Annotated in this window: 12 protein-coding genes; 4 read left to right on the top strand and 8 right to left on the bottom strand. The window is 65.5% G+C overall.

From position 1 onward, the window contains the following. The first annotated feature begins 64 nt into the window (after window positions 1–64). Together WKB88_RS17195 and WKB88_RS17190 are read left to right on the top strand one after the other, a co-directional pair. On the top strand, window positions 65–1,039 hold the full coding sequence (locus WKB88_RS17195) for a LacI family DNA-binding transcriptional regulator (RefSeq protein WP_445818952.1): 975 nt from the start codon (window positions 65–67) through the stop codon (window positions 1,037–1,039). 47 nt (window positions 1,040–1,086) lie between these two features. Next, window positions 1,087–2,175 carry a Gfo/Idh/MocA family protein gene (locus WKB88_RS17190; protein WP_341395784.1) on the top strand — a complete coding sequence of 363 codons (1,089 nt, stop codon included), beginning with the start codon at window positions 1,087–1,089 and terminating at the stop codon, window positions 2,173–2,175. A gap of 242 nt (window positions 2,176–2,417) precedes the next feature. Here the strand turns inward: WKB88_RS17190 and rpsA are convergent, their stop codons facing one another. The 3 genes from rpsA to polA all read right to left on the bottom strand — a co-directional run bounded on the left by rpsA (window position 2,418) and on the right by polA (window position 8,159). Then, window positions 2,418–3,890: a 30S ribosomal protein S1 gene (gene rpsA, locus WKB88_RS17185; RefSeq protein WP_152218096.1), complete on the bottom strand. Its 1,473-nt coding sequence runs from the start codon at window positions 3,888–3,890 to the stop codon at window positions 2,418–2,420. Window positions 3,891–4,098: 208 nt separating this feature from the next. After that, on the bottom strand, window positions 4,099–5,433 hold the full coding sequence (locus WKB88_RS17180) for a GNAT family N-acetyltransferase (protein WP_341395783.1): 1,335 nt from the start codon (window positions 5,431–5,433) through the stop codon (window positions 4,099–4,101). Window positions 5,434–5,525: 92 nt separating this feature from the next. After that, the gene (gene polA / locus WKB88_RS17175) at window positions 5,526–8,159 is read right to left on the bottom strand and encodes a DNA polymerase I (RefSeq protein WP_445818951.1); all 2,634 of its coding nucleotides are present in this window, start codon (window positions 8,157–8,159) and stop codon (window positions 5,526–5,528) included. A 166-nt stretch (window positions 8,160–8,325) separates the two neighbouring features. Here polA and WKB88_RS17170 point away from each other — a divergent pair, with 166 nt between their 5' ends. Beyond that, window positions 8,326–8,814, top strand: a complete 489-nt coding sequence (locus WKB88_RS17170) for a hotdog fold thioesterase (RefSeq protein WP_341395781.1) — start codon at window positions 8,326–8,328, stop codon at window positions 8,812–8,814. Here WKB88_RS17170 and WKB88_RS17165 read toward each other — a convergent pair. Further along, window positions 8,811–9,224 carry a dihydrofolate reductase family protein gene (locus WKB88_RS17165; RefSeq protein ID WP_341395780.1) on the bottom strand — a complete coding sequence of 138 codons (414 nt, stop codon included), beginning with the start codon at window positions 9,222–9,224 and terminating at the stop codon, window positions 8,811–8,813. The two genes, WKB88_RS17170 and WKB88_RS17165, sit on opposite strands and share 4 nt — an antisense overlap. A gap of 376 nt (window positions 9,225–9,600) precedes the next feature. Here WKB88_RS17165 and WKB88_RS17160 point away from each other — a divergent pair, with 376 nt between their 5' ends. Then, window positions 9,601–10,680 (top strand): alkene reductase, encoded by a 1,080-nt coding sequence (locus tag WKB88_RS17160; RefSeq protein WP_341395779.1) that lies wholly within the window; start codon window positions 9,601–9,603, stop codon window positions 10,678–10,680. 154 nt (window positions 10,681–10,834) lie between these two features. Here WKB88_RS17160 and WKB88_RS17155 read toward each other — a convergent pair whose 3' ends face one another. The 4 genes from WKB88_RS17155 to WKB88_RS17140 all read right to left on the bottom strand — a co-directional run bounded on the left by WKB88_RS17155 (window position 10,835) and on the right by WKB88_RS17140 (window position 15,494). Further along, entirely contained in the window at window positions 10,835–11,653 is an 819-nt protein-coding gene (locus tag WKB88_RS17155; protein WP_341395778.1) for a histidine phosphatase family protein, read from the bottom strand. A gap of 51 nt (window positions 11,654–11,704) precedes the next feature. Continuing rightward, window positions 11,705–11,947: a hypothetical protein gene (locus WKB88_RS17150; protein ID WP_341395777.1), complete on the bottom strand. Its 243-nt coding sequence runs from the start codon at window positions 11,945–11,947 to the stop codon at window positions 11,705–11,707. Further along, window positions 11,944–13,170 carry an inorganic phosphate transporter gene (locus WKB88_RS17145; RefSeq protein WP_341395830.1) on the bottom strand — a complete coding sequence of 409 codons (1,227 nt, stop codon included), beginning with the start codon at window positions 13,168–13,170 and terminating at the stop codon, window positions 11,944–11,946. The genes WKB88_RS17150 and WKB88_RS17145 overlap by 4 nt, the downstream gene beginning before the upstream one ends. 260 nt (window positions 13,171–13,430) lie before the next feature. Next, on the bottom strand, window positions 13,431–15,494 hold the full coding sequence (locus WKB88_RS17140; protein WP_341395776.1) for an MFS transporter: 2,064 nt from the start codon (window positions 15,492–15,494) through the stop codon (window positions 13,431–13,433). Window positions 15,495–15,549: the final 55 nt, after the last annotated feature.

Here is a 15,549-nt window from a genome sequence, read left to right as displayed (position 1 = left end):
ACAGTGCAGGGAGAACACAGTGAGCACCGAATCCGGCTCTGCCAGGCCCGCCCCCACGCTCGAAATGGTGGCGGCCCTGGCAGGGGTCTCCCGGGCAACAGTCTCGCGCGTGGTCAACGGCGCCCCGTCCGTTGACCCGCATCTGGCCCGTTCCGTGGAGCAGGCAGTCCGTACGCTGAACTACGTCCCGAACCGGGCGGCACGCACCCTGGCCAGCCGGCGGACCTATACGGTGACGCTGTTGGTCCCGGAATCCACGTCCAAGGTTTTCGCGGATCCGTTTTTCGCCACCGTCGTGGAGGGCGTCGCCCGGTATTTGAACACCACTGATTACATGCTGAACATGGTTACCTCCTCGGAAGCGAACCCGGAGAAAACCCGCCGGTACCTGCTGGGCGGCAACGTGGACGGCGTCCTCGTGGTGTCCCACCACAGCGGGGACCACTCCTGGGCGCACCTAAACGGCTCCCTTCCGCTCGTTTTTGCCGGCCGTCCCCTGATGGGGGTGGCCGACAGCTACTTCGTGGAGGTGGACAACGAAGAGGGCGCCTTCGATGCCACAACCAGGCTCATCGAGGACGGACGCCGCCATATCGCCACCATTGCCGGCCCGCAGGACATGCCGCCGGGCGTGGACCGCCTCGCCGGCTGGAGGTCGTCCCTGCGTGCGGCCGGCCTCGATGATGCCCTCGTGGAAACGGGGGACTTCACCGTGACGTCGGGCGCTGCCGCCATGCGCCGGCTGCTGGACCGCGGCAAGCCGCTGGACGGACTTTTTGCTGCGAATGACCAGATGGCTGCCGGCGCCTACTCGGTGATCAAGGAACGCGGACTGCGCATCCCGGAGGATATCGCCGTCGTCGGCTTCGACGACGACTACTACGCCACCAGCCTCAGCCCCGCGCTCACCACCATCCACCATCCGATTGCTGCACTGGGCGAGAAAATGGCCGAGCTGCTGGTGGAGCTGATCGAAGGCCGCCCGGCTGAACGGGTCCACCGGCTGCCCACGTCCCTCGTCGTCCGGGAATCCGCCTAGACTTTCACCCCCCTGGTCCACATCATCCGCAGAGGAGCTACGTCCGCATGACCCGCACCACCGAGCAACGACACTTTGTCCGTCCGCCCTGCGCCGAAGAAGGCGCTCCCTCTCCCCTGGCCGCGACCGGCCGCCCGTTGAACTGGGGCGTGGTTGCCACCGGCGGCATCGCCGGGAAAGTCACCGCCGACATTGCCCTGCTCGAGGACGCCGTGCTCTATGCGGTCAGCTCCCGCAGTGCCGCCAAAGCGGCGGACTTTGCCGAGCGTTTCGGTTTCGCGGCCACGTATTCCGACACGTCCGGGCTGTCCGGGTTTGAGGCCATGTTCGCGGACCCTGCCGTGGACGTTGTCTACATCACTACTCCGCACGCCCAGCACTACGACGTCGCCAAGAGCGCCCTGGAGCACGGCAAGCACGTCCTGTGCGAGAAGCCGTTCACGGTGAATGCGGCAGAAGCAGCGGAACTCATCGAGCTGGCGCGCAGCCGGAACCTGTTCCTGATGGAAGCGCTGTGGACCCGCTTCCTGCCCAGCACCAACCGGGCCTGGGACATCCTGGCCTCCGGCGAGCTCGGCATCCCTTCCTGGGTGCAGGCCGACCTCGGTTTCGCCGCTCCTGTGGATCCGACCAGCCGAATGTGGGATCCGGCCGCCGGCGGCGGTGCCCTGCTGGATCTCTCCGTCTATACGCTGACATGGGCCTTCGGCGCCCTGGGTTTTCCGGACAGCGTCACTGCATCAGGCGTGCTCAATGAAAGCGGTGTTGACACCCAGAACGCGCTGACCCTGCGGTACGACGACGGCCGGCACGCCCAGCTCTCGTCGTCGATCTCTGCGTCGGGACCGGGCAGTGCCACCATTGCCTGCAGCCGCGGCTGGCTGCGGACCGGCGGCGGCCAGATCCCCAATCCCACCGAACTGCACGTGCACGGCCCGGGCGGAGCGCGGGTCGAGACCTTCGACCCCGCCGGTGCGGGCTACACCTACCAGCTGCGGGAAGTGACCCGCTGCATCCAGCAGGGCCTCACAAAGAGCCCAACCATGCCCCTCGCGGATACTCTGCGGACCATGGAACTGCTCGACGGCGCCCGGGCCCAGCTCGGCCTGCGCTACGCCAACGACGCGCGGGCCTGACAGCGGGCCGGGGCTCAATGTTCCCGGGTGTGAAAAGTGTCAAAGTAAGGGTCGGCGCGCGGCGGCGATGACGGGTCCGTGGGTTCCCACCCGTGGAGCCGGATCAGGCCCGTCCCCTCGCCGCGCGCGTCAGCCGCCCGGGCCCGGCCGCCTAAAGAAGAACCCATACAAAAAGCAGGCCCCCACCGAAGTGGGGGCCTGCTTTTTTGGCTATTTCAACCGGTTAGTTCAACCGAAGGAAATTAGTTGCCCGTGAGCTTCTCGCGCAGAGCGGCAAGTGCTTCGTCGGAAGCCAGCGTGCCGGCACCCGTCTCAGCAACGGCCGGCTCGGAGGAGTAGCTGGTGGTGCCGGATTCGGACGTGTCCGAAGCAGCTGCGATGTCCTCGGAAGCGTGCTGTGCAACCTGCTTCTTGTGGGCTTCCCAGCGGGCCTGGGCGTCAGCGTACTGCTGCTCCCAAGCTGCACGCTGGGTCTCGTAGCCTTCGAGCCATTCGTTGGACTCGGGGTCGAAGCCCTCCGGGTACTTGTAGTTGCCGGCTTCGTCGTACTCTGCGGCCATGCCGTACAGAGCCGGGTCGAACTCGGTGCCCTCGGGGTCTACACCCTCGTTGGCCTGCTTCAGCGACAGGGAGATCCGGCGACGCTCGAGGTCGATGTCGATGACCTTGACGAACAGTTCATCTCCAACGGAGACAACCTGCTCGGCCAGCTCTACGTGGCGGACTGCCAGCTCGGAGATGTGGACCAGGCCTTCGATGCCGTCTTCGACGCGAACGAACGCACCGAACGGAACCAGCTTGGTGACCTTACCCGGCACAACCTGGCCCAGGGCGTGGGTGCGGGCGAAGGTCTGCCACGGATCTTCCTGCGTAGCCTTCAGCGACAGGGAGACACGCTCGCGGTCGAGGTCAACTTCCAGAACCTCAACGGTGACTTCCTGGCCAACTTCAACAACCTCGGAGGGGTGGTCGATGTGCTTCCAGGACAGCTCGGAAACGTGGACGAGACCGTCTACGCCGCCCAGGTCCACGAATGCACCGAAGTTGACGATGGAGGAAACAACGCCCGGACGAACCTGGCCCTTTTCCAGCTTGTTGAGGAACGTGGAGCGAACCTCGGACTGCGTCTGCTCGAGCCATGCACGGCGGGACAGAACAACGTTGTTGCGGTTCTTGTCCAGTTCGATGATCTTGGCTTCGATCTGCTGGCCGATGTACGGAGCCAGGTCGCGGACACGACGCATCTCGACGAGGGAGGCCGGCAGGAAGCCGCGCAGGCCGATGTCCAGGATGAGGCCACCCTTGACAACCTCGATGACGGTACCGGTAACGACGCCGTCTTCTTCCTTGACCTTCTCGATGTCGCCCCAGGCGCGCTCGTACTGTGCGCGCTTCTTGGAGAGAATCAGGCGGCCTTCTTTGTCTTCCTTGGTGAGAACCAAAGCTTCGACCAGATCGCCGACGGAAACTACGTCTCCGGGATCAACGTCGTGCTTGATGGAAAGCTCACGGGAAGGGATGACACCCTCGGTCTTGTAACCGATGTCGAGCAGGACCTCGTCGCGGTCAACCTTGACGACGGTACCTTCGACGAGATCGCCGTCGTTGAAGTACTTGATCGTTGCGTCAATGGCGGCGAGGAAGTCCTCGGCAGTACCGATGTCGTTGATAGCGACCTGCGGGGTACCGGACTTCTCGGTGGTGGTGATGGTCATGTAGTTGGGACTCCGATGTGGAAGTTGTTTTGTATTCCGGATGCGCTCCCACCGAACTCAGAGCAGCCGTTCGGGCCTGCCTCAAGACAGTGCTTGTTTGTCCGGAGATGGACAGAATTGGTTACGTACTGCGCAATTACGCGCCAGATCAGTCTAGCCGCAGCGCGCAACTCAGGTCAAAGCACCGGGAGTACTTTGACGCGGGTAATCAGAAATGCGTGTTGCAGTAGGGTGCAGTACCCGCGGTAAAAAGTGCATCAAGGGTGTCCAACGCCTCCCGGCTGCCGCGTATTCCCCCGGCGGCGGCCAGCGTCAGTGCCCTGACGCCGCCCAGATACAGCGATCCCAGGGCATCGGCGTCGACCTCTGCGGCGGGAACGCCCGGCGGCACGGCATTACCGGCCGGAGCCGCGCTGCCGTCAAGGCGCGTCACGGTTCCGCGGCCGCCGTCGGCACTGACATGGAAGACGCCGTCGGCAAGGCCCAGCGGGTCGGCCACGGTAAGAACGACGGCGCCGCTGCCCGTGTAGTGCCGGGCCTCAAGGGCCGCCGGGGTGTCCAGGATCCGCAGCCACAGCACGTCTTCGACTCCGGATACCTCGTGCCGGCGCCGGTCGGCGAGCATCCAGGGCAGCGGGTCGGCCAGGGGTGCCGCACCGTAGGTGAGGCGGTCCACGAGGTCGATCGAGCCGAGGAAGCGCCACAGTTCCCGGTAGGCCTCGTCGCTTGCCGCAATGAGGTCCGTGATCTTGATGGTCTCCGGCTGCGTATCCCAGCCCTTGAACTTGTAGGTGGCATAGCCGTCGGGGATGCCGGCGGCATCGTAGTGGACAACCGCACGCAGCGCCTTGTCGGGTTCGCTGGTGTGTTCGCTCCAGGTCCCCGAGGCACGCAGCGCGTACGCGTACTGCCGGCCGAGCGCGCCCGGGGTCCGCTCCAGGTGTGCGCGGAAGATCTGCGGCGCCAGCTCCTGCAGCTTGGCGTTGTCGGCAACCACCGCGGTCCCCGCGGAAGGAGACCGGAAGGCGAGTCCGCCGCGGGTGTCGACAGCCACCTCCGCCGTGGCAGTGGCCGCACCGAAGCCGAAACGGCCGTAGATGGTGGCTTCCGACGCCGTCAGTGCCGCCACTGCCAGGCCGGACTCCTTGGCCCCGGTGAGATCCGCGGTGATCATCCGGCGCAGGATGCCGCGCCGGCGGTGCGTGGGACGCACCGTCACGCAGGTCACCAGGTGGGCCGGCAGCAGCTGCCCGGCACCGACGTTCAGGGTATTGACCATGGTGGCGTAGGTGGCCACGGGAATCGCCGGGTCCCACGCGAAGTCCGGCGCCTCGTCGTCGTACACGGCGGTCAGGACGCGCCCGTCCCGCCGGTAGGCGTCCACCATGGCGGGCAGGAGGGCCGCGTCGGCACGCGGTTCGTGGAAACCGAGCCGCACCGCTTCGAACCAATTGGCGGTCCTGGCATCAGCGGCAGGGGGATCAGCGTCGTCGTCGTACCCCGGCGAGAATGACTCCAGCCGCAGTCCTGTATCCGTCTGCATGATCCCCCTAGTGTTTGAGTTACTGAGTTGCTGAGGTCCCGAGTTGCTGAGGTCCTGAGTTGCTGAGGTACTGCCCGTTGCGGGCTCCGGTGTTAGTGCCCGGCCTCGTGCCAGCTCACACCGATTCCCACGGAGACGTCCAACGGAACGGACAGGTCCGCTGCTGCGCCCATCTGTTCACGGACCAGCTTCTCCACCGCGTCCCGCTCCCCGGGGGCGACTTCGAGCACCAGTTCATCATGGACCTGCAGCAGCATGCGGGATTTCAGGCCCTGTGCCTTCAGCTCCGCGTCCACGCCAAGCATGGCCTTCTTGATGATGTCCGCGGCGGAACCCTGGATGGGGGCGTTCAGGGCAGCGCGTTCGGCCATCTCGCGCAGCTGCCGGTTGTCGCTGGACAAATCCGGAAGGTAGCGGCGGCGGCCTTCGATGGTGGAGGTGAATCCGTCCTTGCGGGCCTGCTCGACGACGCCGCGCAGGTAGTCCCGCACGGCACCGAAACGGTCAAAGTAATCGCGCATCAGCGTCCGGGCCTCGTCCACCGGAATGGCCAGCTGCTTGGACAGGCCAAAGGAACTTAGCCCGTAAACCAGGCCGTAGGACATGGCCTTGACCTTGGAGCGCATGGCGCTGGTGACTTCCTCCGGCGGGACACCGAAGATGTGCGCGCCGACAAACCGGTGCAGGTCCTCGCCGTCGCGGAACGCCTGGATGAGGCCCTCGTCGCCGGACAGGTGGGCCATGATGCGCATTTCCACCTGCGAGTAGTCGGCCGTCAGCAGCGTCTCGTAACCCTCGCCCACGGTGAAGACTTCGCGGATGCGCCGGCCCTCTTCGGAGCGGATCGGAATGTTCTGCAGGTTCGGGTTGGTGGAGGAGAGCCGTCCGGTGGCCGCGGCTGTCTGGACATATGTGGTGTGCACGCGGCCGTCGTCGGACACTGCTTTGCGCAGCCCCTCCACCGTCTGGCGCAGCTTGGTGGCGTCACGGTAGGCCATCAGGTTCGCGAGGAACGGATGCCCTCCCGTCTTGACCATCAGGTCCGCCAGGGCATCGGCGTCGGTGGAGTAGCCGGTCTTGATCTTCTTGGTCTTGGGCAGGCCAAGTTCATCGAAGAGGACCACCTGCAGCTGCTTGGGCGAACCGAGGTTGATTTCCTTGCCGATAATGGCGAAGGCTTCGCTGCTGGCCCGGGCAATCGTGGCGCTGAAATCATCCAGCAGCCGGTCCAGCTTTTCGGTGTCAACGGCGATGCCGGCCAGTTCCATTTCAGCCAGGACCTCGGCCAGCGGCAGTTCGAGCCCGCCGAGGAGCTGGTTGGCCCCGCGCTCCACCAGCTGTCCGGCAAAGTGGTCGCTGAGCTGCAGCGCGGCGAAGGCTTCCATGACGGCCGGCGTGGCCACATCCACTTCTTCAAGCTGAAGCTGCAGCTGGTTACTCCCCGCAGCCGCCGGAGCCAGAGACATCCGCAGATGGTGCTGGCTCAGGTCCGCGAGGTCATAGCTGCGGCGGTCCGGCTGGATCAGGTACCCCGAAACGGTGGTGTCATCCACCACCCCGGCCAGGTGCAGTCCCCGTCCGGCCAGGGCCTTGTAAGCCTCCTTGAAGTCATGCACCACCTTCGGCGCATCAAGGTCGGACAGCCAGCCGGCGAGCACCTGCTCCGTTTCGGCGTCGATCTCGGTGAGCGGCACATAGGCGGCCACCGTGTTGGTGACCAAAGCCAGCCCGACGACGTCGCGCCCCGCCGCCGCACCCTCGGTGACCAGCTGAACCGCTGTCTTGGCCTGGTTGGTGGACGCAATCCAGTCCTTCAGCGCCCCCGCGCCGCCGATCAGCACATGCTCCGGAGGTGTGAGCTCCTCGCCCGCGGAGGCGGTTTCCTCTTCGCCGTAAATATCGAACAGCCGCTTGCGCAGCGCATTGAACTGCAGGGCATCGAAAAGCTCTTCAATGGCCTCACGGTCGGGGCGCCGCGCGGACATGGCCTCCAGGTCCACCGGCAGGTCCAGGTCCCGCAGGAGCCGGTTCAGGCGGCGGTTGCGCTTGACGTCCTCGATGTTGGCGCGGAGCGAATCCCCAACCTTTCCCTTGATGCTGTCCAGGTTCTCCAGGATGCCCTCAAGGCCGCCGTACTGCTTGATCCACTTGGCCGCCGTTTTGGGGCCGACGCCGGGCACGCCCGGAAGGTTGTCTGCGGACTCGCCGACCAGGGCCGCCAGGTCGGAATACTTGTCCGGCGGCACCAGGTACTTCGCCTCGACGGCGGCGGCGTCCATGCGCGGCAGGTCGGAGACGCCCTTCTTGGGATAGAAGACGGTGACGCGGTCATCCACGAGCTGGAAGGCATCCCGGTCCCCCGAGACGATCATGACGTCCCAGTTCCTGGCGGACGCCTTCTCCGCCAGCGTTGCCAGGATGTCGTCGGCCTCGTAGCCGTCCATGGACAGGGTGGGGATGCGCATGGCTTCCATCACCTTGATGATGAGGTCCACCTGGCCGTGGAATTCCTCGGGCGTCTTGTTGCGGCCGCCTTTGTACTCCGTATATTCCTCGGAGCGGAAGGTCGGGGTGTCAAGGTCAAAGGCAACCGCGAGGTGGGTTGGCTTCTCCTCCTTGATGAGGTTGATCAGCATGGAAGTGAATCCGTACACGGCGTTGGTGTGCTGGCCGGTGTCCGTGGAAAAGTTCTCGGCCGGCAGCGCGTAGAAAGCACGGAATGCCATGGAATGGCCGTCGATCACCAGCAGCCGGTTGTGCCCTCCCGCCGTAGCGGTCCCGAGTGCCTCGGGTGCGGGTTCCACGACCCCCTCAAGTACGGTCTCGGCAGGGATTTCTGCTTGAATATCGGCCAGTTTGGTAGATTCACTCACAGATGTAAGCCTAGTTGGCATGAGCGACAATTTCACGCCGGACAACGGCGCCCGGTCCGAGGCACCCAACCCCTTCACTGACCAGCTGACCGAAGCGGGCGTCCCTGAGGAGATGCACGGCTGGCTTAGCGCCAACGGTGTCGGGCGGCTCGTGGAGAAGCTGGGCATCCGTTTCACCGAGATGACGGCCGAGCGGATGGTCGCGACCATGCCCGTGGAGGGCAACGAACAGGTGGCCGGAATCCTGCACGGCGGTGCCCATCTTGTCCTGGCCGAGACGCTGGGTTCCTTTGGTGCCGCAATTCATGCCGGTCCCGGGCGGCAGGCCCTGGGCATCGAAATAGGCGCAACTCATCACCGGTCGGTTTCCTCCGGCACCGTGACCGGAACCGCCACGGCCATCCACCGCGGTAAGACGCTGGTGACGCATGAGATCGTCATGACGGACGAGCAGGGACGCCGCCTCAGCACGGCCCGGATGACCAACATGATCCGCGACGCCCGCTAAGCAGGCGCCTGACGCCCCCGGGCATCCCCGAACCCGTAGTGCAGCTGCACCAGCCCCGTGTCCTCGGAACGGGTTTCCAGCAGCGCGCCCGGTTGGGTAGCACGCGCAACCGGAAGCATGGGCCGGCCGGCGCCGAGGGCTACAGGAACAACGGTGACGAACATTTCATCGATAAGTCCGCAGTCCATGAACTGGCCGGCGAGGTTTGCGCCGCCAGCCAAGAGGACATTCTTTTCACCGGCGTCGTACACAATGTCCGGATGGAATTCCTCGACGTCGCCGCGGACAAAAGTTATGTCTGCACCCGATATGCCCGGGAATTCATGGCGGGTAAAAACCCAGACCGGGATTTTGCCGTACGGCCATGATTCCGGGACGGCCAGCAGGGTCCGGTATGTCCCGGCCCCCATTGCCACGGCCCCAACCCCGCTCAGAAACTCCTGATCAGACGGATCCTCCGGCCACGGGTCTCCGGACCTTCCCGCCGGAGCCCCCGGTCTCAGCGGCTCACCCGGGCTAGACGGCTCACCCGGACTGCGAGGCCCAAAGGGTGCCGGCCCGCCGACCACGAAGCCGTCCAGCGACGCCGCCACCCAGTAGACAGTCCTGACCACCATGCCGCCATGCTAGCCCGGGGGCCGGGTAAAAGCACCGGCGCCGCCGCGGTGATGTATCCCACGCCTTGGAATACTGCAGGCGTATTCCCGGTTGGCCGGATTAGACAGCATTTCCACCTGCGCCGGCAGAACCGCACCGGACGGGCCCTACAGAAAGTACTTCCTCCCCTTGAATCTCTTTTCACCGCTTACCCTCGGCTCCCTTGAATTGCCCAACCGCCTGGTCATGGCACCGCTGACCCGCACCCGCAGCGGCCGCAACGGGATTCCCACCGAACTCATGGCGGAGCACTATGCGCAGCGCGCCTCGATGGGCCTGATCGTCAGCGAGGGTACCTACACGTCCTACGAAGGACAGGGCTTCACCTGGCAGCCGGGGCTGGTTACCGAGGAGCAGATCGCCGGCTGGAAAAAGGTGACCGACGCCGTCCACGCCGCCGGCGGCCGGATCGTGGCCCAGGTGATGAACGCCGGACGGGTGACCTCCCCCGCAATCAACGGCGGCCGCAGGGTCGTGGCCCCCAGCGCCCTGGCTATCGACGGTCTGACCCACACCTACGAGGGCAAGCAGCCCTACCCGGTTCCGCATGCACTCACCACCGCTGAGCTGCCCGTCATTATTGCCGAGTTTGTTGCCGCCTCACGCGCAGCAATGAAGGCAGGGTTCGACGGCGTTGAGCTGCACAGCGCCAACGGTTACCTGCTGCACGAATTCCTCTCCCCTGATTCCAACAAGCGCACCGACATGTACGGCGGTTCGCCCGAGAACCGGGCCCGCTTTGTCACCGAGGTCTACCGCGCAGTGGCCGAGGCCATCGGCGCGGACCGGACCGGCCTTCGGATCTCTCCGGAGAACAACATCCAGGGTGTCTTGGAAACCAACCCGGCCGACGTCCTGGCGACGTACACCGCGCTTGTGGCCGGCATCGCACCGCTGAAGCCGGCCTTCCTCAGCATCCTGCACCGGGACCCCTCGGACATCCTCGTGCAGGAACTGCGGAAGACCTTCGGCGGGCCGGTGCTGCTGAACTCCGGCTTCGGCATCCTCACCACGCGTGAAGAAGCCATCCAGTTCATGGAGGACGAACTCGGTGACGGCGTCGTCGTCGGCCGGCCCGTGATCGCCAACCCCGACCTGGTCCGCCGCTGGGAGGAAGACCTCCCGCTGAACACGCCGGATCCCTCCACCTTCTACTCCTACGGCGCTGCCGGCTACACGGACTACCCAGAGTACGCCGAAGCTTCCTAGTCCAGCCAGGCCCGGCAGGCCGCTCAGCGGAAGCCGGTGCCCCGCGGCACGTATAAGCCCGGCGGCAGGAGCCAAAACAGGCTCCCGCCGCCGGGCTTTTGTGCGTCGTGCGCAGCACTTCAGCTAGCCCCGCACGTTCAGCATGCCGAACGGCTCAGCTGCCGAACGACCCCTGCAGGAAATGCCGGTTTGCCTCGGCCCGCTCCAGGAGTTCCTCTCCGGTGAAGTATTTCCGGTCAAACTCTTCCCACTCACCGACAAACATGGTCCACTCGCCGTCCACCTGCACGGGCCAGCAGCGGCGGACCCAGCTGAGCTTGTCGCGGACGTTGTTCCGGTCATTCGGATCGGTGCTGGAGTACTGCAGGACGGTGCAGTTGTGAATCATCTGCTCCTTGTCCGCATCCCGTTCAAGGAACTCTTCGTCGCTCCAGCGCTCCAGCACCAGACGCGTTGCCCACATGAATTCGCCGTGGGTCACCATCAGGACATTCTCCCGGGCGTTTTCGCGGTGCAGAGTGCTCAGGATGTTCCGGACCCGGTTCTCGGCGACGTTTGCAATGGATTCACCGGCCGGCGGAGCCCAGTACAGCGGATCGCTGTCGCGGTAGGCCGCATTCTGCGAGTACTTCCGCGCGAAGTCCTGCTTCGACATGGAGCCGATCTCACCCCAGGAGCGTTCGCGGATGACTCGGTTCTCCTCCCAGCGCACGTCGAGTCCGAGGTGCGCTGCGGTCTCGCGCGTCCGGGTGTAAATGGAGACCATGGCGCGGTCGAAGTGGATGTTCTGCCCTGCGATCCATGCTCCCGCAACCTTGGCCTGCTCCACCCCGAGCTCGGTGAGGCGCCAGGAACGGTCAGGGACGGTCATGGTCTCTTCGGTGTACAGGCTCGGGTCACCGGCTCTGGAAGCGCGCTGCATGACGTTCGCTTCGCTTTGCCCGTGACGGACAAGGAAAAGGTTCCGGGGCATGACCATCGGTGTCTCCTTGGATATGGCTGTCAGGATTCAGAGGTACCGGTTCTAGCCGTGCAGGGCGGGCACGATCAGGTAGATCCCGAACAGTACCGCTGCAGCGCAGACCGCAAAGCAGGCATAGGCTCCGGCCTTGACCAGCAGGAGCCGGCTCCTGGCTTCCGGACCGGGGTTGCGGTCCGAAGCGACGGCGTAGAGGCGGACACCCGTGGAATACAGGCCGACGACGACGAGCGTGGCCAGCAGGGTGATTCCGGCAACTATGAGGTACGCGACCCAGTTGATGCTCATTTGGATGTTTCCTTGACCTTGGTGGTGCGGGCGGAGGCACGGCCCTGGGAGCGGGCCTTGCGCTTGTTGATCTTGACGGCTCCCCCGGCGTTGTCGATGTTGCTGACTGCGTTGTCGTGGCCGACGCGGTTGCGGCGGGACCAGAAGAAGATGAACAGGATGATTGCCAGTCCCAGGACGCCGTCAATCGTCACGCCGATCGGGCCGGTGCCTGCAACGAAGGCGGCAGCGGCACCCATGACGGCGGCGGCGGGAAGGGTCAGCAGCCAGCCTCCGGCGATCCGGCGTGCGGTTCCCCAGCGGACCTCTGCTCCCTTGCGGCCCAGGCCGGAGCCAATGACCGATCCCGAGGCAACCTGTGTGGTGGACAGTGCCATGCCGAGATGCGTAGAGGTCAGGATGGCTGCCGCGGTGCTGGTCTCGGCGGCGAATCCCTGGGCAGGCTTGACGTCGGTCAGGCCGGTGCCCATGGTGCGGATAATGCGCCAGCCGCCGGCGTAGGTGCCCGCGGCGATCGCCACTGCACAGGCTGCGACAACCCAAAAGACCGGACCGGTTCCAACCATCTGGAAACCGCCGGAGATCAGCACCAGGGTGATGACACCCATGGTCTTCTGCGCGTCATTGGTGCCGTGCGCCAGGGCCACGAGCGAAGAGGAGAAGATCTGCGCATACCGGAAGCCGCCGCGCTTGCGGGGCAGCTTGTCTCCGGATTCCTGGTCATGCCGGCGGGTAATGGAGTACGCCAGCCGGGTGGCCAGGAAAGCCACGGAAAGGGCGATGGCAGGTGCGATGAAGGCCGGCAGGATCACCTTGGACATGAGGACGGAGTAATCCACGGAACCAAAGCCGGCGCCCACGATCGCGGCACCGATCAGGCCGCCGAACAGGGCGTGCGAGGAACTGCTGGGCAGGCCGAGCAGCCAGGTAATCAGGTTCCAGATCACGGCGCCAAGCAGGCCGGCGAAAATCATGACGGGGGTGATCTGGATCCCGCCTTCGCCCTCCCTGATGATGCCGCCGGAAATGGTCTTAGCAACTTCAGTGGACAGGAAAGCGCCCACCAGGTTCAGGACTGCAGCCAGGGCTACAGCGTTCTTCGGCTTGATTGCACCTGTGGCAATGGGAGTTGCCATTGCGTTGGCTGTGTCGTGAAAGCCGTTGGTGAAGTCGAAGAATAATGCGAGCGCGATCACCAGCGCCACCATGAGGGTGAGATCCACCACGTACCCTAACTTAAAGACAAAAGGAGTTCCGTCGGCACACGGGAGCTCCCGCGGACAGAAGCCGGCGGGGGGGCAGCAGGGTGCTTTCCGGTTCATCGGAAATGTTGCAAAGGGAGCGGCGGATCCGGGGAGTGAAAACACCAGTCCAGCGGGTCCCGGAGGGACCGCGCCCCATTTACGCCAGATTGATCCTATGCGCTGAACCAATCAGGCACCAAAGGCAGAAGTGTGCGCTTGGTCTCGGCCTTCGGCCGTCCCTAGATCCGCAGGCCCGTTGTGGGCGGCTCCCCGCCGAGTTCCACGTCTATCACCGTGTTCGGCGCCGGCAGGGCAACCCGCCGGGTGTGGGTGGTGGTGCCGTCCGGTTCCACGACGGTGAGGATGTACGTTCCCGGACGCGGCAGCGGCAGCACGTAGCGGCCGGCGGTGTCCGAGCGCGCTGCGGCCCGGTTCTCCCCCGCAGGCTGAACCAGGATCACCAGGGCTCCGGCCACCGGACGGCGGTTGTGGGTAACCAGGCCGGTCAGGGTCAGCCGCTCGCGGAAGCGGATGTCATGGCTGCTGGGCACCGCCGGGAAGGCGAACACCTCGGACACCGGACGCCACTGGTGCTGGGTAGCCACCAGGACGTAGCGGCCGTCGCCGGGGAGTACGACGGCGTAGCGCCCGCCGTCGTCGGCGCGGTCCCAGTCCACGGGGTCGCCGTCCTGGTCCAGCACGGTGACCACGCCGCCGGGCACCGGCGTGCTGTTGTCCGCGGCGAGCATGGTGCCGGTGACCATGATCTCGCGCTTGGCGTCCGCGGGAGGAGGCCGGCGCTGCCCGGGCCGGGCGTGGAGCGCCGGGTGGGTGGCTTCGCGCCGCGGAGCCCTGGGAATGAGGCAGGAAATGCCGGTCGCAGCCAGGGCTGCGAAACAGGCCAGGGCGAAGATCGCACGGAAGGCGGCCACCCCGGGGAAGGTCTCTCCCCCGACTCTGACAGTGATGGAAGCCAGGATGCTGGCGACGGCCGCACTGCAGGTGGACGTGCCGACCGAGCGCAGCAGCGTGTTGACGCCGTTGGCGGCAGCCGTGTCGGTGAGGGGAACGTTGCTCATGATGAGCGTGGGCATGGCTGCCATGGCGATCGCGGTACCGACGGACACGATGACGGCGCCGATGATGATGCCGGTCACCGTGTTGACCAGCATGACCCGCGATAGGTAGCCGCCGGCCATCACTGCGCAGCCGACCACCATGGTTGCCTTCGCACCGAAGGTGTTGGTGATGCGGGCCGACAGCGGGGCCGCGGCAACCATGGCCAGGCCGGCGGGGATCATGGTCAGGCCTGCAACCAGGACGCTCAGTCCGAACCCGTACCCGGATTCCCTGGACAGCTGCAGCTGCTGCGTGGTGACCAGCATGTTGGCATACATGGAGAATCCCACCAGGACGGTGGCGGCATTGGTCAGGAGCACCGGGCGCCGCGCCGAGGTGCGCAGGTCCACCAGCGGCTGGCCCTTGCGCAGCTCCAGCGGGAACCACACAGCGAGGAGCACGACGGCGGCGGCGAACAGGCCCAGGATCGGATCGCTGGTCCACCCCCAGACCCCTCCTTTACTGATGGCCAGGAGAAGGGCGGTCATGGCGGCTGAAAGGACCAGGGCGCCCTCGTAGTCGAACCGGCCGGGCGTGCGTACCCGGGACTCGGGAACGAACACGATGACGGCAACGATCAGTACGGCGGCAATGACCCCGACCACCCAGAAGGTGGCCCTCCAGCCCAGCCGTTCATAGATCAGCCCCGCCATCGGCAGTCCGAGGGCACTTCCGATGCCGAAACTGGCGCTCATCAGCGAAACCGCGCCGGCGATTTTCCGCTGCGGCAGGGTATCGCGCAGAATGCTGATGCCCACCGGGATCACTGCTCCGGCAAATCCCTGCAGTGCCCGTCCCACAAGCGCCCAGAAGAAGGTGCCGCCAATGGACGCGGTGAAGGCTCCCGCCACCATCATGGTCATGGCCACCAGCAGCATCCGCCGCTTGCCGAACATATCCGCCAGACGGGAGACGATCGGCGTCGCCACTGCCGCGCTCAGCAGCGTGACCGTCACCATCCAGGACACGTCGTCGGACGTGACGCCGAAGATCCCGGGGTACTCGGGCAACAGCGGAACCACCGCTGTTTTCTCCAGGGACACGACGACGCCGCCGCTGGCCAGAGTGGCGATGACAACCCAGTCGGGGTACCTGCGGGCCGGCCGGTCCGTGGAAGCGGAACCGCCGGTTCCGCTTTTAGGGCCGCCTCCACTTTTGGGCACGCCGGAAGCATGGCTGCTCATCGAACCTCCTTGCCGCAGCGTTTCCCGCGGCCCGGGTTGTCGCCCCCTCGGGCTC

The sequence above is a fragment of the Arthrobacter sp. G119Y2 genome (genome assembly GCF_038069765.1).
Taxonomy (GTDB): domain Bacteria; phylum Actinomycetota; class Actinomycetes; order Actinomycetales; family Micrococcaceae; genus Arthrobacter_B.
The sequence above is the reverse complement of the archived record's forward strand: the minus strand, read 5'-3'. Positions and strand labels throughout refer to the sequence as shown.